20 protein-coding genes are annotated in these 21920 nt (G+C 48.4%); 12 read left to right on the forward strand and 8 right to left on the reverse strand.

Translation table 11 applies throughout. From position 1 onward, the window contains the following. Window positions 1-97: 97 nt before the first annotated feature. Window positions 98-1375, reverse strand: a complete 1278-nt coding sequence (locus tag EHO61_RS13125) for an adenylate/guanylate cyclase domain-containing protein (protein ID WP_246032127.1) — start codon at window positions 1373-1375, stop codon at window positions 98-100. Window positions 1376-1572: 197 nt separating this feature from the next. Between EHO61_RS13125 and EHO61_RS13130 the strand changes: the two genes are divergently transcribed. Continuing rightward, window positions 1573-2274: an NAD(P)H-binding protein gene (locus EHO61_RS13130; protein WP_135814028.1), complete on the forward strand. Its 702-nt coding sequence runs from the start codon at window positions 1573-1575 to the stop codon at window positions 2272-2274. 65 nt (window positions 2275-2339) lie between these two features. Here EHO61_RS13130 and lipL32 read toward each other — a convergent pair whose 3' ends face one another. Together lipL32 and EHO61_RS13140 are read right to left on the reverse strand one after the other, a co-directional pair. Beyond that, window positions 2340-3164, reverse strand: a complete 825-nt coding sequence (lipL32, locus tag EHO61_RS13135; RefSeq protein ID WP_135814029.1) for a major surface lipoprotein LipL32 — start codon at window positions 3162-3164, stop codon at window positions 2340-2342. Window positions 3165-3452: 288 nt separating this feature from the next. Further along, the gene (locus tag EHO61_RS13140) at window positions 3453-3851 is read right to left on the reverse strand and encodes a ParB N-terminal domain-containing protein (RefSeq protein ID WP_135814030.1); all 399 of its coding nucleotides are present in this window, start codon (window positions 3849-3851) and stop codon (window positions 3453-3455) included. A gap of 196 nt (window positions 3852-4047) precedes the next feature. On the opposite strand from EHO61_RS13140, the gene metK reads away from it, so the two are divergent. The 3 genes from metK to EHO61_RS13155 are packed head-to-tail and all read left to right on the forward strand — an operon-like array spanning window position 4048 to window position 6538. After that, window positions 4048-5208, forward strand: a complete 1161-nt coding sequence (gene metK, locus EHO61_RS13145) for a methionine adenosyltransferase (RefSeq protein ID WP_135814031.1) — start codon at window positions 4048-4050, stop codon at window positions 5206-5208. Continuing rightward, entirely contained in the window at window positions 5208-6167 is a 960-nt protein-coding gene (locus EHO61_RS13150; RefSeq protein ID WP_135814032.1) for a transketolase family protein, read from the forward strand. Before metK ends, EHO61_RS13150 begins: the two co-directional genes overlap by 1 nt. A 53-nt stretch (window positions 6168-6220) precedes the next feature. Further along, entirely contained in the window at window positions 6221-6538 is a 318-nt protein-coding gene (locus tag EHO61_RS13155; RefSeq protein WP_135814033.1) for an ATP-dependent Clp protease adaptor ClpS, read from the forward strand. Window positions 6539-6613: 75 nt separating this feature from the next. On the opposite strand, the gene EHO61_RS13160 is transcribed toward EHO61_RS13155, so the two are convergent. Further along, entirely contained in the window at window positions 6614-7792 is a 1179-nt protein-coding gene (locus tag EHO61_RS13160; RefSeq protein ID WP_135814034.1) for a MaoC family dehydratase, read from the reverse strand. Window positions 7793-7860: 68 nt separating this feature from the next. After that, window positions 7861-8475: a surface adhesion protein Lsa23 gene (gene lsa23, locus EHO61_RS13165; protein WP_135814035.1), complete on the reverse strand. Its 615-nt coding sequence runs from the start codon at window positions 8473-8475 to the stop codon at window positions 7861-7863. Window positions 8476-8577: 102 nt separating this feature from the next. On the opposite strand from lsa23, the gene EHO61_RS13170 reads away from it, so the two are divergent. After that, window positions 8578-10542, forward strand: a complete 1965-nt coding sequence (locus tag EHO61_RS13170) for a M3 family metallopeptidase (protein WP_135814036.1) — start codon at window positions 8578-8580, stop codon at window positions 10540-10542. Between the two features lie 64 nt (window positions 10543-10606). On the opposite strand, the gene EHO61_RS13175 is transcribed toward EHO61_RS13170, so the two are convergent. Together EHO61_RS13175 and EHO61_RS13180 are read right to left on the reverse strand one after the other, a co-directional pair. Continuing rightward, window positions 10607-10843: a hypothetical protein gene (locus EHO61_RS13175; protein ID WP_016548133.1), complete on the reverse strand. Its 237-nt coding sequence runs from the start codon at window positions 10841-10843 to the stop codon at window positions 10607-10609. A gap of 152 nt (window positions 10844-10995) precedes the next feature. Next, entirely contained in the window at window positions 10996-11649 is a 654-nt protein-coding gene (locus tag EHO61_RS13180) for a glutathione S-transferase family protein (RefSeq protein ID WP_135814037.1), read from the reverse strand. A 164-nt stretch (window positions 11650-11813) separates the two neighbouring features. Here EHO61_RS13180 and EHO61_RS13185 point away from each other — a divergent pair, with 164 nt between their 5' ends. From EHO61_RS13185 to EHO61_RS13205, 5 genes are all read left to right on the forward strand, one after another. Next, window positions 11814-12590: an SDR family NAD(P)-dependent oxidoreductase gene (locus EHO61_RS13185; protein WP_135814038.1), complete on the forward strand. Its 777-nt coding sequence runs from the start codon at window positions 11814-11816 to the stop codon at window positions 12588-12590. A 30-nt stretch (window positions 12591-12620) separates the two neighbouring features. Continuing rightward, window positions 12621-13832 carry a sterol desaturase family protein gene (locus EHO61_RS13190; RefSeq protein WP_135814039.1) on the forward strand — a complete coding sequence of 404 codons (1212 nt, stop codon included), beginning with the start codon at window positions 12621-12623 and terminating at the stop codon, window positions 13830-13832. A 147-nt stretch (window positions 13833-13979) separates the two neighbouring features. Then, entirely contained in the window at window positions 13980-15158 is a 1179-nt protein-coding gene (locus EHO61_RS13195; protein WP_135768244.1) for an acyl-CoA dehydrogenase family protein, read from the forward strand. 30 nt (window positions 15159-15188) lie between these two features. After that, complete coding sequence (locus tag EHO61_RS13200) at window positions 15189-17393, forward strand: 7TM diverse intracellular signaling domain-containing protein (RefSeq protein ID WP_246032128.1); 2205 nt, start codon at window positions 15189-15191, stop codon at window positions 17391-17393. A 102-nt stretch (window positions 17394-17495) separates the two neighbouring features. Then, window positions 17496-18143: an START domain-containing protein gene (locus EHO61_RS13205; protein ID WP_135814040.1), complete on the forward strand. Its 648-nt coding sequence runs from the start codon at window positions 17496-17498 to the stop codon at window positions 18141-18143. Between the two features lie 51 nt (window positions 18144-18194). On the opposite strand, the gene EHO61_RS13210 is transcribed toward EHO61_RS13205, so the two are convergent. Next, a complete protein-coding gene (locus EHO61_RS13210; RefSeq protein WP_135814231.1) occupies window positions 18195-19121 on the reverse strand; it encodes an LIC_11366 family protein in 927 nt (308 codons plus the stop codon). Window positions 19122-19186: 65 nt separating this feature from the next. On the opposite strand from EHO61_RS13210, the gene asd reads away from it, so the two are divergent. Together asd and EHO61_RS13220 are read left to right on the forward strand one after the other, a co-directional pair. Beyond that, window positions 19187-21409, forward strand: a complete 2223-nt coding sequence (gene asd, locus EHO61_RS13215) for an archaetidylserine decarboxylase (protein ID WP_135814041.1) — start codon at window positions 19187-19189, stop codon at window positions 21407-21409. 6 nt (window positions 21410-21415) lie between these two features. Further along, entirely contained in the window at window positions 21416-21745 is a 330-nt protein-coding gene (locus EHO61_RS13220; RefSeq protein ID WP_135814042.1) for a DUF971 domain-containing protein, read from the forward strand. Window positions 21746-21920 lie beyond the last annotated feature (175 nt).

Here is a 21920-nt window from a genome sequence, read left to right on the forward strand (position 1 = left end):
AAAGCCTGCCTTTCATGATGCGAAACCTTTCATTTTCCTAGTGCGTCGTTCGGAGCACCACCGGACGACGCCCTTGTTTCGGAAACTGAAAGAGGTTTTAGGTGCCCACCGCGATCACGGTTACCGGTTTTTCTTTCCCTTTTACTTGAACCGGGGGTAGGGTTTCTCCGGTAAAATTCGCTCCGGCGAGTTTCCAAGTCTCTTCCGAAACTAAAAACTCCTTTCCGAAATTCTTCGTAAGCGATTCGATTCTGGACGCCGTGTTGACCGCGTCTCCGATAACTGTAAACTCCGCTCTTTTGCTAGTTTCGATATTGCCGGAAAATACTTCTCCCGTATGGATTCCGATTCCTATGCTTAAGGGAGGAAATCCTTCCGTGACTCTTTGGTCGTTGAATTTTCCGAGTCTTTCCAACATCCTTTTTCCGCAATGCAATGCTCGAATGGCGTCGGAAGCGGGGTCTTCGGAGGGATATGGAGTTCCGAACGTAGCCATGACGGCGTCTCCTATGTATTTGTCCAAGGTTCCCCCGAATTCAAAGACGCATTCGGTCAGAATTTCCCGGATGGAAGAGAGAAACTTTCCCAATTCCAAAGGGTCCATATTTTCGGAGAGCGCCGTAAAATTGCGGATGTCCGTAAATAGGATCGTCGCGGTCTGCCTTCTTCCCGCGAGCACCTCGGGGTTGGACATCATTTCCTTTACCATTCCAGGGGAAAAATATCTTGAGAGAAGCCCTCTTTGGGCTTCCGCTTCCCCGATCCGACGGATCATGATCAGGGTGCGAAGGATCCCGAAACAGAAAAAGAACGCGAGAACCAGGTAGATCAGCGGTCGTCCGGCCAGAGCGTCTCCCAAGAGTAGATTCGGTCCCATCACGTAATCCAGCCAATCACGAGCATACGTGATTTTTCCTAGAAGTTGGGCGTATATAAAAAAGCCGAAATAGAAGAGATAATACAATACTACGCTTAACAATACCAATCTGAGTCTGAATTGGATTAGGGAAAAGGCTAGGGGAAAATAAAAATAACTCTGGATGGGATTTTTGAGCGCAAAGCCCAAATTTTGGGGACTCGCCAAATAAGTATAGGAAATCAGGACGGCGGAGATGATGGCAAAATCGGCAACGAGGGAGATATACGAGAACGCTGAAATGCTCCATTTGGGACAGGTCCGGATCACGATCGTATGCCCGACCGTGATCAATGCAAATAGTCCGATGCCGATTCCGTTGATCCACGGATCTCCCGTATGAAGATTTGCCAATACTTGAAATCCGAAAAACGCCAATAGTAGATAACGGAATCCGTTGGAGACGTAGGCACCGATCAACTCTTCGTTTTCGATGACCCGGCGAGTGGATTCATTCATCCGCTCCCGATTCGTGTTTTCCAATATTCTGCATAGGAATTTAGGTAAATATTCGGGAAAAGGCATGGTAGAATCTTAGACTCGCTCCGGAACCGATCAATTCTTTATCTTTCCCGGAAAATTAAGATTCTCCGCGAAATTAATGTGTCGACGCGAACTCTTCCGTCCCGCCCCCATTAACGTACATCGGAGAATATATGGATCATCGGGTCGCGGTCGTTGCAGGGGGAACTGGTCTGGTCGGAGGGAATCTTTTGAGGGAGCTTTTACTGGACCCGGATTGGGAAAAAGTATACGCGTTTACAAGGCGACCTCTATCCTGGTCTCATCCGAAATTGGAGACCGTTCAGGTGGATTGGGACAGGTTGCCCGATTTTCCCCCGGGTGTGACGGACGCGTTTGCCTCTCTCGGCACCACCATCAAACGGGCTAAAACCAAGGAAAATTTCCGTAAAACGGATTACGAATATACTCTTTCTTTCGCAAAGGCGGCAAAGGCATCCGGAGCCTCGCATTTTTCCCTGGTCAGTTCCCTCGGAGCAGATCCGAATTCATTCGTATTTTATAATAAAGTAAAGGGAGAAGTCGAGGAGGCGGTGGTCGACCTGAAATTTTCCTATTGCGGAATTTTTAGACCTTCGCTTCTGGAAGGGGATCGATCCGAATTCAGGTTCGGCGAAAAGATCGGATCTTTTCTGGCGTTTTTGATCAATCCGCTTCTAATCGGACCAGCGCGGAAATATCGATCGATTCAAGCTAGTACGGTGGCAAAAGCCATGGTGAACGCGGCCTGGGCAAGCCAAAAGGGTACCTACAGGATCGAATCGGATCGGATCCAGGAATTGGGCGCTTCTTCCGTCCGTCCGAACATTCCGGATCTTTTAAAGAAAATCGGCTAAGATATAAAAAAAGCCGCCTATAAAGGCGGCCTCTTCCCGGGAATTTCCCGATTTTCTACAGGCGATTATTTAGATCCGGAAAGAGCTTTTTTCAGAGCTTCTTCGGCAGCAATCGCTTGTTTTTGCAATTCTTCCGGGTTCGAATGAACGATCGGAGAAAGTCCTGGGGTTCCTGGCACGCCGAGAACGCCTACGGTCGCAACGAAAGATCCTTTTACTTCACCCGGTTTGTAGGTGGTGAATGCGATTCTGTACAGACCGCGAACTAAAAGTTTTTTCGTGTCGATATTTTTCAGCTCATCCAAACTTTTTGGGATGCTCGGAATGGTGATTCTGGTCAAAGAGTTGTACTTAGCGTGACGCTCTTCGTGGTAGGTATCATCACCGTCGTCATCATCTTTGAGTTTTTGAACGGCAGGTTTTTTGGAAGCTGCGTCGATTTGGTCAGGCATAATCGCAGCCATACGCTCTACACGGATCCAAGTGTCGAACCAGTTCGGCATATTTTTTTCTTCCGGAGTAGCTGCTTTGAAGCTATCGCTTACGATGTCGTGAGCGCCGGGCTCTCCGATTTCACCGGTAGGGGAAATCATACGCACGCCGATTTCAGCGACTGCAGCAGGAACCCAAACGTACAGGTAATACGCTTTTTTCTTTCCGTCTACAATACCGTCGCTTTGTTGGCCCGGTTTGATGAATCCCCAGTAGTTTACGGTTTCGGAATACCCCAGAGTTGGCTTCGGAGCTGCAACCCCTGGAACGGACGGTGCGCTAATTCCCAAACCCGTATCAGGTAGGGGGATAGAGCTTTTTAGTGTAGGCAATCCGCCGGAACAAGCGACTAAACTTGCGATCATTGCGGAGCCTATAAGAATCGAAGACTTTTTCATTCGGGAGACTCTCCTTGTTATGGATTGCTCACACTAAGGAACCGTTTTCTTTTTGTAAATAGAATTAATAAATTTTTCTTACCCGGTTTTTGGCGTCGCAAAAAAGGTTGGTCGGATCCAGAAAATAAAAAATTGAACGGTCTGTCGCTTTAAACATTACATGTACTTCTTTGGAAAAAGGAAAAGAAGAGGCGTTTCCTTTTATTTTAGAATTCTCTTAGGGAATAAGAAAACGGAAGAAAGTGCGGAAAATATCGGACATTCGTTTTACCGCGGTTCAGGATTTTTTTATCTGTGTGAGATCCAATTCCAGAACCAATCCCAGAGATCCAGGAGCCAGGCCCAGAATTTTCCTAGGATCCCGGTATAAGAATAGCGTTTTAAAAGTTTTTTCACTCTTTCCTGTTCTTCCAAGGAAAAAGGTAGGCGTACATTATTTTCTTCGGCTTCTATCAGGATTCTTTCTTTCTTGCTTTGCACGTCTACGATGCGGACGTCCACGTATTCCCAGCCAAGGGACTTGACGCATTCCAAGCGTCTTTCTCCCGAAACCAACTTGTTGTCTAAATCGATTATGATCGGATGCAAAAGACCGAGGGTCTGGATCGAATTGCGAAGGCTTTGGAGTTCCCCCAGATCTTTACGAATTCGATTTTTTACCTTGATATCGGAAACCCGAATTTTCATCTCAGAAAACCTTTTTCGCGGCGCGGAAATCCTACAAATCAATTTCACGGAAAGGCCGCTAAATTTAAATCAAAGCGGAAACTTGGCCCGAGTATGGGGCGGATTCACTTGACAGTGTCGGGTTCCGGAGGTTTTTAGTTTTATGGCGGGATTATAAATCCCTTTGCCAAGATAGAATAACTAGGAATTAAACCGAATGTCCCTGAAAGACTTTATCTTTACTTCGGAATCGGTCTCGGAAGGCCACCCGGACAAGGTTTGCGATCAAATTTCAGACGCGATTTTGGACGCGTATCTGGCCCAGGACCCAAAATCTAGGGTCGCCTGCGAATCTTTGGTGACCACCAATCTAGTCGTGGTTGCGGGAGAGGTGACTAGCAAGGGCAAAGTAGACGCCGCCGAACTCGCAAGAGGCGTGATCCGCGATATAGGTTATACGGATATTTCCATGGGTTTCGACGCGGATTTTGCGGTCGTTTCCACTCACATCCACGCACAAAGTCCTGATATTTCCCAAGGAGTTACGGAAGGAGAAGGATTGTTCAAAGAGCAGGGAGCCGGCGACCAAGGTTTGATGTTCGGTTTCGCCATCGACGAGACGCCTGAGTTGATGCCCATGCCTATTTATTATTCCCACGAGCTGGTCAAATATCTCGCTCGATTGAGACACGACAAAAAACTGGCTTGGCTCCGTCCGGATGCCAAGTCCCAGGTAACCGTGGAGTACAAGGACGGCAAGCCGGTGAGAGTGGATACCGTGGTGATCTCCACCCAACACACTCCCGAAGTGGCCCATAAAAAAATCGAAGAATCGGTCATCGAAGAGTGCATTAAAAAGGTGATTCCGGCAAATTTCCTGAAAGATACGAAATTCTTCATCAATCCGACCGGACAGTTCATCATCGGCGGACCTCACGGTGATACGGGACTGACCGGAAGAAAGATCATTGTGGATACCTACGGCGGTTACGGCCGTCACGGAGGAGGAGCGTTCTCCGGAAAGGATCCTTCCAAAGTCGACAGATCGGCTGCATACATGGGAAGATACATCGCTAAAAACGTGGTCGCGGCGGGACTTGCTTCCCAGTGCGAAGTGCAATTGGCGTATGCGATCGGGGTTGCAGAGCCGGTTTCCGTCCATGTGGACACGTTCGGAACCGGAAAATTACCCGAGGCGGAAATCGTAAAACGGATCCGTGCGAATTTCAAGTTAACCCCGAGAGGAATCACCGATTCCTTGAAGTTGCTGGAAACGGGAAGAAAATACCGCGAAACCGCTGCCTACGGCCACTTCGGAAGAAGCGGAGAAACCTTTACTTGGGAAAAAACGGATAAAGCAGAGGCATTGAAAGGCTGATGGGCGCACCTTCCGTTTCCACTTCGGACCAAAAAGCAACCCGTGACGGTTACGGCGACGCTCTTCATGAATTGGGAGCGGAGCGGAAGGATATCGTGGTTTTGGATGCGGATTTGTCCGGATCCACGAAAACGAATAAATTCGCAAAATCCTATCCGGATAGATTTTTCAACGTGGGAGTCGCGGAGCAAAACCTGGTCGGACATGCGGCCGGACTTGCTCTAGCGGGTTACGTGCCTTTTGCTTCCTCCTTTGCCATGTTCCTTTCGGGGAGGGCTTGGGAAGTGGTACGGAACAGCGTAGTGTACCCTTTTTTGAACGTGAAATTAGTGGCATCTCACGGGGGAATCACGGTGGGAGAGGATGGAGCTTCCCACCAGTGCATCGAGGATTTTGCCACGATGCGCGCGATTCCGGAAATGGTCGTGATCTGCCCGTCGGATTATAACGAAACCAAACAGATCATCAAAACGATCGCGGAATACAAAGGCCCGGTATATGTTCGGGTAGGAAGACCCAACGTTCCAGTCATCCAGAGAGAGAATTACAAATTTGAAATCGGCAAAGCCGAAGTCATGCAGGAAGGGAAAGACGTCCTAATTATCGCGAACGGAGTTTTGGTAAACGAAGCGATGATCGCCGTAAAAGAGTTGGAATCCCGTCAGATACATGCGACCTTATTGAACATGGCTACGATCAAGCCGATCGATAAGGAAGCCATCCTGAAATACGCCAAACTTTGCGGATGCGTCGTGACTTGCGAAGAGCATAACGTAGTGGGCGGTCTGGGATCCGCGGTCAGCGAATTTCTTTCCGAGGAGTATCCTGTCCGAGTCTTGAAACTCGGCATGAAGGACACGTTCGGAAAATCCGGCACCTGGTCCGGACTTCTGGATTACTTCGGCCTTAGGGCAAAAAACATAGTAGAACTGGCAGAGAAAGCGATCCGGCTAAAATAGCCTTCCGAGGGGATAGGAATCTTTTCGAAATACTGCTTTAGGGAAGATCGAGAATGTCCCAAACACCCGTTATCGAAGAGACTACAGTCAAGGATCCCGTGAAAACGGGAGGGCCTTGGAAAGTAGTTCTTTGGGACGACGATGAGCATACGTACGATTATGTGATCGAAATGCTGATGGAAGTCTGCGTTATGACTATGGAGCAAGCATTTCATCACGCCGTGGAAGTGGATACGCAAAAGAAAACGGTGGTGTATTCCGGAGAATTCGAACACGCGGAGCATATCCAGGAATTGATTTTGGAATACGGGCCGGATCCTAGAATGGCAGTGTCCAAGGGCTCGATGAGCGCCACATTAGAAAAATCCTGAAAAAGGATGTTGCTCCGTAAGAAAGGAAAGCCGAGGCCGACGGAAAACGAATTCTCCGCCGGCAAAAGGCGGGAATCAGCCTTTTTTCTTGACTATGATCTTTCTTTCGATCTCGAAGATTTTTTCCGGTAATTTTTCCTTACCGTGCTTCTTCTTATCGTTTTCTTTTAGGAATAGTTCCTCTCCGAATTTTTCGAAAGCATCGTTTGCCTTGGTATTTTTCAACCCGATGAACTGTATATGCACTTCTCCGGCCGGAATTCCGAAATCCGTTCCACGATCCTTCACGGCGAGTATTCTGGAAATTGCGGTCACCGTATCCCCGCTAAAGGAAGGCTGGGTATGATACCCTTCCGTAAATCCCAGATCCCAAAGAACGTTTTCGGTGGTATCGCGGGAAGCAAGACCGCATAACCAAGCGAATACGAGTCCTCCGTAAACTACAGGCTCGCCGCCCATCGGTCCGGAAATCCCGGCGGAATAAAGTTTATCATAATGGAGAGGGTGGGTGTTGCCTACCCGGTACGTCCAAGGGAAGTGTTCGTCGGTGATGGTTCTTCCGTTTTGGTGGACGTATATCTGTCCTGCTTCGAAATTTTCGAAGGTAGTGTCCGACCAGGTTGCGGTTTCGAATCCTTTCGGAAATTTCAGGTTCGGGAGTTCGATTTTCGGACTGTCCGTCTCCGGAAAGAACGCTTCTTTGATCACCGGCTTAGGAGTCCCTTTCGGTTTTCCGTTGGATTGGTAGATCATGATCTTTCTTTCATATTGCAGGACCAACTCTCGGTTTTGGTTCAGGCAAATCGTGCGAACGTGAACGATCCCCGGTTTATCGGGACCTTTGTCGTCCACTTTTAGCACCTTGGTTTTGGCGGATAACGTATCGCCGGGGTATACCGGTTTCAGGAATTGGACATCGTAATATCCTAGATTCGCCAACGCTTTTTCGGAATCGTTTTGGACTCCCAAAGAGAGAGCGACGTTGAACACCATCAAGGGAGAAACCAATAAGTCTTTGAATCCGTGGGCTTGGGCATAAGGAGCGGAAAGAAAAAGAGGATTCGCTTCCATAAAAGTGGTCGCGAACTCTTGGGCAAATGCCCTGTCTATGGTCAATTCCCTAGGGTGTTCGAAAATCGCGCCTTCCGTAAATTCTTCTAGATAACGTCCGTAAATCCCCTTTTTGACCTTACCGGTATCCACCGGAGTTTTCGGTGCAAGTTCCGCAAAGGGGTTGGTTGGGATTTGTGCCATGGAGCTCCTGCCTTATTTCCTTTAGTTTTTCCTAGGATTTTCCTTCGGGCCCCTCGGAAAAGGCTTTTTCAATTGTCTCCTCGGAAATAGCCGTCCAGAGATTCCCGCGAACCGTACCTAAGTTCCGTGTCCAGGATTTCCATTTTGGGTAACTGTGGATTCGTGTCCTTTTCCCCGAACATATGATTCCACGTGTTTACGAATAGAACGGGGCGAAGGTTGCGGAATTCCATTTTCGCAGGCTTTAATACGGAGTCGTAGTGTCGGACCGGATCGCTTCGGAAAACTTGATCGCCGGAGTAGACGTTCTTCAAGTCGATTTCCTCCAAGTCTCCGTTTACCTTCCATCTAACGAGCACGGATTCTATGTCCATGGTCCGACCGTACTTGAATTTTCTATATATCCGATAGATCCTATCCTTCCAAATGCTCGGATGCAATTCGTCCCGAAATACGTAAGAGATTTTCATTTCGAGACCTTGGGGCGTTATCTCCGCTTTGCAATACGTCGCCAGGAGATCGTTTCCGGAGCGGATATCTTCTTCGGGTTGTACCAGAACGGGTAGGTTGTTACTTTGGCATGCTCCCTCGGAAACGGGAAATACCGGCAGGCTCGTCTCAGCGCAATCGTATTGCGATCCGAAGGCGAGGATCAGGTAAAGTAGCAGAGCTTGTCGATTCATCGCTTCGATATCCCGTCGGAATTGGAATGCATCTTTCTCTACTTGTCAAGAGATCCGCAAAAATGAGTGCGGCTTTTTGCCGTTTCGGGAAATCTGTTCCCGATGGACAGACCCCTTCCTTTTCAAGAGTTTCCGAATATGCCCTTGCGGGAATTAGCCGATACCGTTCGAGCGGAGGTGTCCAGGATTCGGGGAAGGCTATCCGATTTGCTGGCCCAAAAATCTCCACGTTATGAAACCTTGGTTTCTCCCTTAAACGATCTTTTGCAGGAACTCCATCTGGACTTTACCGCATTGTCCCATCTGAATAGCGTAAAAAACGACGAAGAGTCCAAAAAGAATTATTCCGATGTCCTTCCGATCGTTACCGAATTTTACTCCGATCTGGGTCAAAACGAGGAGTTGTACGAGGCCTACACGCAAATCTACGAAAGGGAAAAAAGCGCACTGAGCCAACCTAGAAAGAAGGTCCTTGAGGACGGCATCCTTCATTTTAAGTTAGGCGGGGTAGGACTTCCGGAGGACAAAAAGAAACGTTTGCAGGAGATCCAACTGAGTCTGTCCGATCTGGACAATCGATTCTCCCAGAACCTTTTGGATGCGACGAACGAATACGAATTAAAGGTGGAATCCGAAGACGATGTCCGGGAAATCCCGGAATCGGATAAGGAATTGTATAGAAATTCCGACGGGACCTATACGTTTACACTGCAATATCCCAGCTACATTTCCTACATGACTTACGGTTCCAATCGGGAAAAAAGAAAGGATCTGTACAAGGCTTACGTCACCCGGGCTCCGCAAAACGGAAACCTGATCGAGGAAATCTTGGCGCTTCGAGACGAGGAGGCGAAACTTCTCGGATATTCAGACTACGCGGAATATTCCCTCGCTACGAAGGTCGCGGAATCTCCGCGTAAGGTTCTGGATTTTCTGGAGGATTTGGGAAAAAAATCCAAGCCTTTCGCCGAACGGGAATTTCGGGAATTGTCCGAATTCGCTGATACGCTAGGGATAAACGATCTTCAGGCCTTCGATATGGCTTACGTTTCCGAAAAGCTGAAGAAACGTCTTTTCGATTTCGATGAAGAGGAGACGAGGCCGTATTTGGAAAAATCCCGGGTCGTACACGGAGCCTTTTCCTTTTTTCGCAAGTTATTCGGCTTCGATTTCGAAAGAGTGGAGACCGCCGTTTGGGATCCGAAGGTGGAGGTTTACTCCTTAAAGGTCGGATCCGAAATCGTCGCCAGGGTTTACCTGGATCTGGAAGCGAGAAAGGGCAAGCAAGGCGGAGCTTGGATGAATCACTGGGCCACCCGCAACCGTCTTTCCGAGGGGATCGTTTTGCCTTCCGCCTTCGTAGTCTGCAATTTTCCTCCGTCCAAAGAAGATTCTCCTTCCTTGTTGAAACACGGAGACGTGGTCACTTTCTTCCACGAAATGGGTCACACTCTGCATCATATTTGTGCAAAGGTGGAGGAGCCTCCGGTCAGCGGGATCAACGGAGTGGAATGGGATGCGGTGGAATTCCCTTCCCAGTTCCTCGAAAACTTCGCATACGAGCCGGAAGTTCTTCGCTTCTTTGCCGTTCATTACAAAACCGACCGGGAAATGCCGGTGAGCCTGGTCGAAAAACTGAAAGCGACCAAGAATTTCCTGGCAGGTCTCGGAGTCGTTCGGCAATTGGAATTCGGGATCTTCGATATGAGAATCCATTCCGGAAAACATTCGGAAGAGGAAGTGCAGAAAATCCTGGATGAGGTCAGAAAGGAGGTCGGGGTTTTACGACTACCGGCCTACAATAAATTTCAAAACGGTTTTTCCCATATTTTCTCCGGAGGATACGCGGCGGGATATTATAGCTACAAATGGGCGGAGCTTCTGGCGGCGGACGCGTTTTTCTCTTTTTTGGACAAGGGGATTTTCGATCCGGGCTTGGCCGAGAATTACAAACGGGAAATTCTAGAAAAAGGCGGTTCGGAAAACGCGATGGCTCTCTTTCGTAAATTTCTAGGAAGGGAGCCGGAACCGAAGGCCCTATTGAAATTGTACGACTTAACCGTTTGAAGGAACGAAATTCCGTCGGAAGGAGTTTCTAAGATACGACTCGACTCTTAGAAGACGGAAAAGATTAGGAAAGGTTCTTCCGAAAGTTTTGGAGCAATTGCTCCGTTCCCGAAAGAAGCAATTCGATCTGATCGGAGTCTATATTATAAACCACGCTGGTTTTCAACGAATCTTTGAAAGCCCCCGCGTCGATTTTTTTCTGATCGTAGCTATCCTTAAGGAAATTGTACCAACCTGCCAGGATCACTTTTAAGTGAGGAAGTTCTTTAATGGGGACGGAAATGACTTTCTCTGCTTCCATAAGGCCTCTCGAAGGTTAATTTTAGAACGACGAGAGTCAACCAGATTTTTTGAAATCGAATCCGATCGGAATTTTATATGCAGAATGTCTTTCGGATTCGGATCGCAGTGCACAAAACGAAAGGTACGTCGGTTTTCAGGATTTCGAAGAATCTACTTTTTACTTCTGCGTAATGCTTTCATGATCGTCGTCCTTGCCTTTTCGACCTTTGCCGGTCCGGGCAGAGAATTCATCATTTCCAGATACTGCTTTAATCCTGGCAGGTTTTCCACGGGACAGGGGGAGAGCCATTCGCTCACATTATCGATGACGAGAGGAAGGGTCGCAAATGCGGCACAGTCCGCGGCAGTCATTTCCGATCCAGCGATAAACGGAGAAAACCGGACGATTCTTGCCAAGGCTGCAGTTCCCCGTTCTAATTCGCGTTTTGCCTCTAAGATGGTCTCTTCCGAAACGGGCTTCCGTTGCAGTCCGGGAGTATAGATTTTTCTCGCAGGTAGGTCGACGTAATTCTCTATAATAACGATCATCGAACGCACGAAGGCCGCTTCGAACGGATCCTGAGGAAACAGTTTCTTGGATTCCGGAAACGAGTCCTCTATCCATTGTATGATGGGGCCGGATTCAAAGAGATACCGTCCGTCCGTTTCTAGAAACGGAATTTTTCCCATCGGGCTCTTTTTCAGAAACTCCTCGTCTTGGGAATACGGGATGCGGATTTCTTCGAAATCCAAACCTTTTTCGAGTAAGAAGAGTTTCACCTTATTGGAGTAATTGCTGATGGGGTATCCGTACAGTCGTATCATACGCGATCGGATGCTTCCCTTTAAAACCGATTCGTAAAGTCTTTTTCCGGAGTTATCGGATCTCTTGTTCCGTTAATTTTTATTCTTTCCCTATCCGTCGATTTCGCATAGTATTGCCCTCGCTTCCGGTAGGTTCCGGAGCGAAACGTTTAGGAGGCGAAATCATGAAAAAAACGGCCGTAGTGACCGGAGCAAGCGCCGGGATCGGTTATGAAATCGCAAAATTAGCCGCGTCCGACGGCTATGACCTGATTCTTGTCGCCCGGAATTCCAAGGCTTTGGCCAAAGTCAAGAAAGAGCTGGAGAGTATGGGCGCTCAAGCGGAAGTTTTGGTCATGGATCTGTCCGATCCCAAGGCTCCGAAGAAGATTTACGAATTCGCCAGGAAAAAGAAAGCGATCGTGGATCTGCTCGTCAATAATGCCGGCTTCGGAACGAATGGCCGCTTCGATAAACTGGACTTGGAAGAAGAGCTTTCCCTCATCCAAGTGAATGTGGTTTCTCTTGTGGCTCTTACCCATCTATTTTTGAAGGATATGGTGGATAGACATTCTGGAAAAATACTGAACGTTGCCTCCACAGCCGCGTTTCAACCCGGTCCGATGATGTCGGATTATTACGCGAGTAAGGCGTACGTTTTGGCGTTCTCGGAAGGGATTTCAGAAGAGTTGAAAAAGGAAGGCGTGACGGTTACTTGCCTTTGTCCGGGGCCGACCAAAACAGAGTTCTTCAAAAAAGCGGAGATGAATTCCTCCAAAATTCTAAACCACGTCCCGATGAGCGACCCGAAAGAGGTCGCGAGATTGGGATACGAAGGAGTGAAATCCGGAAAGGTCGTCGTGATTTCCGGTTTGGCGAACAAGGTCTTGGCTCAGTCCGTAAGAATTTCTCCGCGATTTTTGATCCGGAAGATCTCCAAATTCCTGAACGCAGCCAAGTAGAAAGGAATACATCGTCCGACAGGAGTGCAAATGGGAGAATCTTTGATCGATGCCGCAGTGCCGTTTTTTCTGATTCTGATTCTCGTGGAATCCTTTGTCGGAAAAAAAAGACAGGTCTATAGATGGAACGATACGATCACGGATTTGGGAACAGGAATCCTTTTTTCCCTCACCGGCGTCTTCGTCACCGTAGCCTCCTTGTGGGTGTACGAAATTACCCGCACTCATTTTTCTCTCCAAAGTCTTTTCGGCGTTCCGGGAATTCCGACGGGTTCTCCGTTTCAAAAAGGCGCTAACGGTTGGGAGTTCCTGCCGAACGAGGCGTTTTCCTGGCTTGTCGTCCTCCTCGCGGTGGATTTCATTTACTATTGGTTCCATAGAGCCACACATGAAATCCATTTCCTTTGGGCCTGCCACGTTACTCATCATTCAAGCGAAGAATTCAATCTGTCTGTTGCTCTGAGGCAGTGCAGTTTTCAGAGGATCTTCGAATACGCTTTTAATCTACCTCTGGCGCTCGCGGGAGTTCCCTGGTGGATGTTCTTGGTCTGTCACGGAATCCTGAAAATCTATCAATTTTGGGTGCACACCCGTTTGATCGGAAAACTCGGCTGGATGGAAAAATACCTGCTCACTCCTTCCCATCACCGGGTCCATCACGGAAGGGACCCGGAATATCTGGATAAGAACCACGGAGGGATTCTTATCCTTTGGGACAAATGGTTCGGAACTTTCGCGGAGGAAAAACAGGAACCGAATTACGGACTTACGACTCAACTCGGGACTTTCGATCCGATCTCCGCGAATCTGCACGTCTATGCCGAACTCTGGCGATTGACGGGACAGGCGTCCACCTGGAAGGATAAGATATTCGTACTATTCAAAAAACCGGATTGGCGACCGGATTCTATGGGAGGTCCGAGGAAGGTCCCGCAAGTAAATCGGGAAACATTCCGGAAATTTGATCCTCCTCTTGCAAAATGGAGAAAAATTTACTCGATCCTTCAATTCGTATTGTCCGCGGTTGCGGCGGTTACTCTTCTAAAGTTATTCAAAAAAGAGACGATTCCCGCGGAGTTATTTTCGATCTTCGGAACCTGGATCATTTTTTCCTTTTATTGTATCGGCCTTCTTTTGGAAGGGCGTAAGAATGCCTTCATGTGGGAAGGCGTCCGTCTGATTTCCATTCCTTTCCTTTTAGGATATTTTTTATTCCGCTCCGGAATTCTTTTCCGAGTTTAGTTCGTATTTAAAACTAAATAGATTCCAGAAGTAGACGCTACGAATCCGAATCGGACGGAAGGCAACGACTTGCCTTGGAAAAGGGGAGCGAAAATACTTGGCCCGGTAGGGGAGATTCCCCCCGATCTAATCCAAGGAGACAACCTCTTGCAATCCAAATTACAATTCGATCTTCCAGAAGAGTTATTACAACTTCGAGATTTAGTCCGAGACGTAGTGCGTAAGGAAGTGGTTCCCAACCGCATGCATTATGATGAAAATAACGAATACCCGAAAGCGATTCTACAGAAATTTAAAGAGGCCGGTCTGTACCAGGCTCTATTCGACGAAGAACACGGCGGTCTGGGTTACGGAATGATGGGCGGAATCGTTCTTGCGGAAGAAGTGTCCTGGGGATGCTTGGGTGTGAATACCGCTTTCACTTCCACGAAATTGGGAGCTCTTCCCATCGACGTCGGAGGCACAAAAGCCCAAAAGGACAAATGGCTTCCTCTTTTGGCCAGCGGGGAAAAGACTGCTGCTTTCGGGCTTTCCGAGCCGAATGCAGGATCGGATGTTCCGGCGATGGCCACCGTCGCCGTGAAAAAAGGGGACAGATATATTCTAAACGGCACGAAGCAATGGATTAGCAGCGCCGGACAGGCGGACATCTATACTGTATTTGCAATGACGGACAAGGAAAGAGGACCGAGGGGAATTTCCTGCTTCATCATCGAAAAAGGAACCAAAGGATTTTCTTTCGGTAAGAAAGAGGACAAGCTCGGAATCCGTTGCTCCGAGACGAGACAGCTCATCATGGAAGATTGCGAGGTTCCCGAAGAGAACCTTCTGGGGGGAAAGGAAAACCAAGGATTCCTGCACGCATTCAAAACCTTGATTCTTTCCCGTCCTGCAGTCGCCGCAGGCGCCGTGGGAGTCATGCAAGGAGCGTTCGATGCTGCAGTGGATTACGCCCGTCAAAGGGAACAATTCGGAACAACCATCGCTTCCTTCCAAGCAATCCAGCACATGCTCGCGGATATGGCGATCAAGATAGAAGGCTCCCGCTTATTGACATATCGCGCGGGTGTCTATGCGGAAACCATGCATAAGGACGCCGCAAAATTTTCCGCCATGGCAAAATGCTACGCTTCCGATTCTGCGGTTCAAGTGGCTTCGGACGCGGTGCAGATTTTCGGGGGATACGGTTATACCAAGGAATATCCGGTGGAAAAATACTATCGCGACGCCAAAATCCTACAAATCTACGAAGGGACCAGCCAGATCCAGAGAAACGAAATCGCGGCAGGTTTGATTAAAGAAGCTGCATCCAAAACGAAAAAATGATAATCTGAATTTGGACGGGGCGGATCGGAAGTGCCGATCCGCTTTTCTACGGCCGGAGATAACGTGAAAGGGATTTATAATAAAGGAAAACTAGGGAAAGGTCGTTCTTTATTTTTCGTTTTCTATTTCGTTCTTTTTCTCTATTCCGGTTCCAGTTTCGCTTTCGACACGGATAAAATTCCTGCCGAAGGACTTCCTCTCGGCGGGCAGGCGGAATTTTGGGTGGATTCAGAAGAGGGGACGGACTTTGCGGAAGTTCTGAAAAAAAAGGACGATTTCAAACCGGTACTTTCCCCGTATTTCGGTTACGGTTCCTCCGTTTATTGGTTCCGCATCCGAGTGGAAAACGAAACGAATCTTCCTGTCTCCTGGGTTCTGGAAATCCAATATCCTTATCTGGATCGGATCGAACTCTATAGGAGTTCTTCCGGGACGGATCCAGTCTACTGGGCGGGGGATTCCGTTCCTTTTCGCGAACGCCCGTTGTTCTACAGAAATCCTAGTTTTCCTTTGGAAGTTTCCGGTCATTCCCAGGATTCGATCTTTATCCGAGTCCAGACCACGAGCGCGATGAATTTTACCGCTCTGGCCTACAAGCGAGAGGACTTCTTTACCAAGGCCAACTCGGAACAGATCCTGGAAGGTCTATACTTCGGGGCGATCCTCGTCTTGGTCTTCTATAACTTGTTTCTATTTTTATCCACGAAAGAACTCGTTTACTTTTCGTTTTCGTCGTATGTGGGCGCGGGAATCTTTTTGCAATGGATCCTGCACGGTTACGGTTTCCAATATCTTTGGCCGGAAGCCACGGTTTGGGCGAGTCAGTGTATCGCGCCTCTCGGTCTTTTGTCCATAGCGGCTGCCGCCGATTTCGGAAGAAGATACTTCGATGCCCGCTCCAGAAATCCTAGAATCCATGCTCTGATTTTGGGTTTGATCTTTTTCTCCCTAGCTTCGGCTTTCGTGAGCGCTTTTTTGCCGATTCGATTCGGGATGGCGTTGTACTTTCCCGTCGGTTTTTTCGGACTGGTTTGTCTGATTCTACTCGGAGTCCAGAACTTATCCCGGAACGTAAGGTCGACTTCCTTTTTCCTCGGTGCTTGGTTGGTCTTTCTTTTCGGAGTCTTTCTATACGGTTTGAAATTTTCCGGATTTCTTTCGCGTACGGTTTGGGTCGCGTCCTGGGGAATCGAATTGGGTTCCTTATTTCACGTGCTACTTATCGGTATGTCTTTGGCGGACAGGGTCAACGAACTTTCGAAGGATCTAACGAACCGGGTAGACGAATTGGATGCCGCGAAACATTCCATTGAACAATCCGAAATGAGGTTCCGGAATCTATTCGAAGGAGCCCAGGAATTGCTCCTCACTCTAGACAAGGAAGGTAGGGTTAGGGATGCGAATCGGACCTTATCTAGGCTGACGGGCTACAGACCTTCCGAGATACAAGGAAAGAGTTTCTTGGATTTGATTTATTCCCCCGAAGGACCGGACGGATCGTTAAACATCTATTTGGCGAAGGAAAAATTGGAGGAACACCTGAAGCTTCGTAAGACGGTGGATTTTCATTCGGAGTTCAGCCAAAAATACGTAATGGAACCTAGACCCGTCAAAATCCGTTTGCAATCCTTCGATACGGAAGGGGAAAGAATGGTCTTAGGAAAGGTATCCGAAATTTCGGAGGATATTCTTTCCCGATTTTTGCAAAGCGAAAGCATGCACTTTACCGTGAATAATTATCTTAGAAACGCGGATATTCTCAGCAGACAATTGACTTCCAACCTGGGCCAGTTTACCGGATCCGAGGTCGTTACGGTCGTGCGGACCTGTCTTCGGGAGGTGCTCATCAACGCGATCGAGCACGGAAACTTAGGGATCAGTTTCGACGAGAAGACGGATGCGATCAAAGCCGGGAATTATATGGAGTTCATCCAAAAAAGACAGAAGGAAATTTTTTACGGTTCCAGATCCGTCAAGGTGGCTTACTCCTTAAATTCGAACAGAATCGGATTCGAAATATACGATGAAGGAGACGGCTTCGATTTTAAGAAAGTCCTGAACATGGACGGCGAAAAGTTGAACCAAGAGAGTTATACTCACGGAAGGGGAATCATGATGACTCGCAGAGTATTCGACGTCGTCAAATTCAACGAAAAAGGGAACCGGGTCCTGCTCATCAAATATCTGCAAAAACCCTTAAAATACAAACGGGAACCTTCTTCCTTCGACATTTAAGACATATCTCGGATCTCACGCGAATGTCGATTTTCCGAAAAGCGGTTGACTGGGTTTCCGTTTTCGGAAAAAATCCAACCCCGACTTGACGGACGGTTTTTTATGATGCATCGGACTATTTTAGGAATTTTGATTTTATGTCTGCCCTTTCAATTGTTCGGGTGGGAGCTTGCGAAAGAGAAGAACGGCGTGACCGTTCATACGCGAAATGTCGAGGGCTCGGAGTTGAAGGAGTTCCGCGGTAAGACGAAAGTGAAGGCGAGCTTAAATTCCGTGCTCGCGCTTTTGGAGGACAACGCCGCATACACCACTTGGCTCAAGGATTGCAAAAAGTCGGAGGCCATCCGGACCTTGAATTCCAGGGAGAAATACATATATATTTGGAACGGCGTACCCTGGCCGTTGGACGACAGGGATTTTGTGGTGCATTCCGTTTTTTCCCAGGACAAGACCACGGGAGCGGTCACGTATACGATGAGGCCCGCGGAAAACGTTTTGCCGGAAAAGAAAGGACTCGTGAGAGGAAAGATCAAAGGGTATTGGAGATTCGCCCCGAAAGGGGACGAAGTGGAGGTAACCTACCAGGTTCATAGCGAGCCCGGAGGAAGCATTCCTTCCTCGATCGCGAATTTTGTGGTAGTGGACATTCCTTACGAAACTCTCCGAAAAATGAAGGACAAGCTGGAGGAGCCGAAATACAAGAACGCGCCTCCTTCTCCCTTACTCGCGGAAAATCCTACCGTTCACTGAAGACGTTTCTTCCTGCTCGCGAATCGGAGCTTGCGGGGCAGAATTCCGCCTTCAAAGTCTGTAATTGACTCCGAAAAAGATTCCGCCGTAAGCCGATTGCATATCCAATTTGCGGGAATACTGCTGAGAAAGGAGTATATTCTGTTGGTTGGCGGATTCGGTCAAAGGGGAAACCCTTCCGTCCTGCCTAATATAAACGCTTGACGTGCTTCCGTTAAACGAACCATCGAAAGAGGCTATGTTGATCCAGGATAGAAAGACCCCCGCGCTTACGGTCACATGATTCGTCACGGGAGTGGAGATGGATCCTTCCAGACGAAATTCTATACCGGAACCGCTCAGGTTTCCATTCTGGACGTAATAATCTTTTCCGTTGGTGGCATATCCTCCGGATACCCAGAGCGCCTTGGTGTAGCCTCCGCCGAATCCCGCCTCCCAATTTAGGCGCCGATTGATCCTTCCGTCCTGCCAGACCATGGCTAGTAGATACAAACTCTCCATACCGAAATGTAATTTCGTATAAAACGGATCTCCGGTGATATTCGTGAGCCCGAAGTTCTGAAAATAATGAAAGCCTCCGATGACCCCGACCTTGAAATTTCCCGAAAATCGATTTCGGATCAGGATTTCTCCCTGGGTCATGGTCCTTTCGTTTCTCACCTTCGTCACCGTAAACACGGTCGGATCCAAGGAAGAGGTGAATCCTCCTAGATTGTGGTCGAATCGGTCCATTCCCCGGAGGCCCGCTCCGAACCTCGCTCCGAATTCCCATTTGTCTTCGGCGGGAGACACTCTTTCCTGGGGGAGTTCCTTAAATTTCGGAATCGCCGCGTCTTCCCCGAAAATCAGGGTCGGAAACAGGAGTAAGCCGCTAAAAAGGGTTCGGAATCTTTTGGGAAGTCGCGTATAAGGCATTTCGGATCCAAAAAGGAGTGGTTGTTTGGCTCTGTTCGGGAAATCTTTGATCGAACCCGGCAACACGATCACCGTTTTTCGGGGGCTTCCATTCTAAAAGTCTTTATTTGCAAGGAAACGCCGCAGGGATGACCGCTATCAAACTTTTTCCCTTTCTGGACTTGGACCTACTCAAGCCGTACTTTTACTTCCTTTTGTTCATCGGTTTTTATCTGACAATTCGGCTGAAGTTTCCCCAGGTCCGGTTCTTGTTTCTCGCGATAAAAATTTTTTCCGGAAACATGGATTACAAAGGGTCCAGAGGAAGACTGATTCATTCTCAGGCGTTTTTTGCGGGAACGGGTTCTTCCCTTTTGCCGGGAGCCGTACTAGGATCCGCGCTTTCTTTGATTTTGGCAGGCCCGGGGGTATTACTTTGGATCTGGCTTTCCACATTCTTAGTCATGCCACTACGTTTCGTATCTTCCACACTCGCCATCCGATTCCGGATCCGTTTGGAGAGCGGAAGGTATCTTTCCGGTCCCATGTATTTCATCGAAAAAGCCCTCCGCGCCAGGTGGTTGGCAATCGCTTTTTCCCTAGCGGGACTCCTGACGGTATTGGCCATGGGTGGGGCCATGCCTATATTAGGAGTTTCTTATTTGACTCAAAAAGGATTCGATATCCAGGGAATGACTGTCCCTGCCCTTGTCAGCATCGTCGTAGTGTTCGTAGTATTGGGCGGGATCAGACGGATCGGAAGGGTTTCCGGCTATCTTGCTCCGATCGGATTACTTTGTTTTTTTCTAGGTTATATTCTGCTATTTAGCGGGCAACTTTCAGGCTTCCTTCCGTTTTTGAACGTTGTATTCACGGAAGCCGCAAATCCTATCTCCGTCTTGCTGGGAGGAACGTATTCTTTGGTTCGAATCTTCAGTACCGGAACCGGTATGTTCTTCCTGTCTACGGAAACCGGAATCGGAAAGAGTGCCGGCGTCGCGGGAGTGGTGCGCACCGATCAGGCGGCAAAACAGGGGTTGGTCAGTATGCTGGCCACTTTTTTCGAAGGGTTTATCGTCGCTACTCTGGTCATCTACGCGCTGTATTCTTTCGGCGTTAAGGATACGGAAGGAATCCTTTCTTTCGTTCGGATCGTAGTGTCCGGACCGGCCGATCCTGCGCATATCCTGCTCATTTCTTCCTTTTTGCTATTCGGTGTGGTGGCCATTTCCGGTTGGTTCTATACCGGCGAACAGAATGCGAGGTACATATTCGGGGAGAAATTCGCGAACGCGTATCGGATCCTTTTCATCGTGGCGATCCTAGGTTCCGCCTATGCGTATCTGAAATTCGGAGAGGAGTTCCTGCTCCAGATGTTCGGGATCGGATACTCCCTGGCCTTGGTTACGGGGGTTCCGGTTCTCATCAGCCTCGTTCTTTTGGTAAAAGTGGCGCAAACGGAATTGCGTAAATTCCTGGAGGGAGGGGCGCATTACGAAATCTTTAAAGATTTTTACCTTTTGCTCCTTTCCATCCTTCCTAAAAATCTTGTTTCCCTCCTTTTCGGATTGTTGGCCGCTCTGAGATTGCCCAGATTCATCATGATTCCGATCCTGAAAGCTTTCGCGAAAGCGTATAAGATCAATTTGGACGAAGCCGCTTTGCATATCAGCGAATACAATTCCTTGAACCAATTCTTTACCAGAGCGCTGAAGGCCGGGGCGAGAATCATCGACTCGGAGGAAAACGCGCTAGTTTCTCCCGTCGACGCAAAAATCACCGGATTCGGGGACATAGACGATAAGGTGATTCTACAGGCAAAAGGCGTGGATTTCAGCCTCAAAGAATTGATCGGCGGGGAAAAATACCTTTCACGTTTCCAGAACGGAAAATACATTACGTTTTATTTATCTCCCCAGGATTATCATAGGATCCATTCCCCTGCATACGGTCGCATTCTGGGATATTACTACGAACCGGGGAAACTATTTCCGGTAAACGAATTGGCGGTTTTCGGGATCCGGGGTCTCTTTCCGAAAAACGAGCGTCTAATCACCTTCCTGCAAACGGAATACGGCTTGGTGGCCGTCATTAAGGTGGGGGCTTCCAACGTGGGCCGGATCAGAGTCACCTACGACAAAAAAATCGTCACGAATACTCTGATTCGCACCCCGAAAGAAGAGGATTATAAGGACGTGTCCATTATGATCGATAAAGGTGCGGAATTGGGGAGGTTCGAAATGGGCTCGACCGTGATCCTGATTTTCGAGAGAGATACTTTCGATTTCTCTGAACTTGCGATCAACGAAAAGATCACGTACGGAACGACGGTGGGTCATTTCAGGAAAAAGCTGATCCAGTTGCCTAGGTAAATCCGGATGAATTTGAGTTTAGCGGCGACCACGCCGGACGGGATAGAATTCGACGAAGAGTTTTTGCGAATCCGCTGGAAGGACGGAGCAGAGTCCGAATATTCCCTATTGGATCTGCGCAAGCGCTGTCCTTGTGTGGTTTGTAAGGGTGGGCACGGGGGGAAAATCGGAGCCGCTACAGGCGCCATCCGGGAGGCAAAACTGCTGTCCTTTTCCAAAGTGGGCCGTTACGCCTTGAATCTGGTCTGGGGAGACTATCACAATACCGGGATTTATAGCTTCGATTCTCTGCGTCTCCTCTGGGAAGGAAAAGAAGGGGATCTAGGAAGCCCGTAAGAATAGACAAGAAGAGGGAAAAAGGCCCTCTTTTTGTCTTGTTTTGCCCTTGGGTTCCGGATAAAATTTACAAAGCCTCACACGTATTCCCCTGTTTTTCCAGGCAAGAGAAAAAAGGGATCGACAAAAATCTTTTTATTATGTCTCCTTATCCAAAATTCATAGAGAGATCGCA

This window comes from Leptospira fluminis, assembly GCF_004771275.1.
Classification (GTDB): Bacteria; Spirochaetota; Leptospiria; order Leptospirales; family Leptospiraceae; genus Leptospira_B; species Leptospira_B fluminis.

What these genes read in the sequence shown, in the direction of transcription:
- EHO61_RS13155 (WP_135814033.1), top strand. Translation starts at nt 6,221, where the DNA reads ATGTCCCAAACACCCGTTATCGAAGAGACTACAGTCAAGGATCCCGTG.
- asd (WP_135814041.1), top strand. Translation starts at nt 19,187, where the DNA reads ATGACCGCTATCAAACTTTTTCCCTTTCTGGACTTGGACCTACTCAAG.
- EHO61_RS13185 (WP_135814038.1), top strand. Translation starts at nt 11,814, where the DNA reads ATGAAAAAAACGGCCGTAGTGACCGGAGCAAGCGCCGGGATCGGTTAT.
- lipL32 (WP_135814029.1), bottom strand. Translation starts at nt 3,164, where the DNA reads ATGAAAAAGTCTTCGATTCTTATAGGCTCCGCAATGATCGCAAGTTTA.
- EHO61_RS13205 (WP_135814040.1), top strand. Translation starts at nt 17,496, where the DNA reads ATGATGCATCGGACTATTTTAGGAATTTTGATTTTATGTCTGCCCTTT.
- EHO61_RS13170 (WP_135814036.1), top strand. Translation starts at nt 8,578, where the DNA reads ATGGACAGACCCCTTCCTTTTCAAGAGTTTCCGAATATGCCCTTGCGG.
- EHO61_RS13150 (WP_135814032.1), top strand. Translation starts at nt 5,208, where the DNA reads ATGGGCGCACCTTCCGTTTCCACTTCGGACCAAAAAGCAACCCGTGAC.
- EHO61_RS13140 (WP_135814030.1), bottom strand. Translation starts at nt 3,851, where the DNA reads ATGAAAATTCGGGTTTCCGATATCAAGGTAAAAAATCGAATTCGTAAA.
- EHO61_RS13125 (WP_246032127.1), bottom strand. Translation starts at nt 1,375, where the DNA reads ATGAATGAATCCACTCGCCGGGTCATCGAAAACGAAGAGTTGATCGGT.
- EHO61_RS13190 (WP_135814039.1), top strand. Translation starts at nt 12,621, where the DNA reads ATGGGAGAATCTTTGATCGATGCCGCAGTGCCGTTTTTTCTGATTCTG.
- EHO61_RS13160 (WP_135814034.1), bottom strand. Translation starts at nt 7,792, where the DNA reads ATGGCACAAATCCCAACCAACCCCTTTGCGGAACTTGCACCGAAAACT.
- EHO61_RS13175 (WP_016548133.1), bottom strand. Translation starts at nt 10,843, where the DNA reads ATGGAAGCAGAGAAAGTCATTTCCGTCCCCATTAAAGAACTTCCTCAC.
- EHO61_RS13220 (WP_135814042.1), top strand. Translation starts at nt 21,416, where the DNA reads ATGAATTTGAGTTTAGCGGCGACCACGCCGGACGGGATAGAATTCGAC.
- metK (WP_135814031.1), top strand. Translation starts at nt 4,048, where the DNA reads ATGTCCCTGAAAGACTTTATCTTTACTTCGGAATCGGTCTCGGAAGGC.
- EHO61_RS13180 (WP_135814037.1), bottom strand. Translation starts at nt 11,649, where the DNA reads ATGATACGACTGTACGGATACCCCATCAGCAATTACTCCAATAAGGTG.
- EHO61_RS13130 (WP_135814028.1), top strand. Translation starts at nt 1,573, where the DNA reads ATGGATCATCGGGTCGCGGTCGTTGCAGGGGGAACTGGTCTGGTCGGA.
- lsa23 (WP_135814035.1), bottom strand. Translation starts at nt 8,475, where the DNA reads ATGAATCGACAAGCTCTGCTACTTTACCTGATCCTCGCCTTCGGATCG.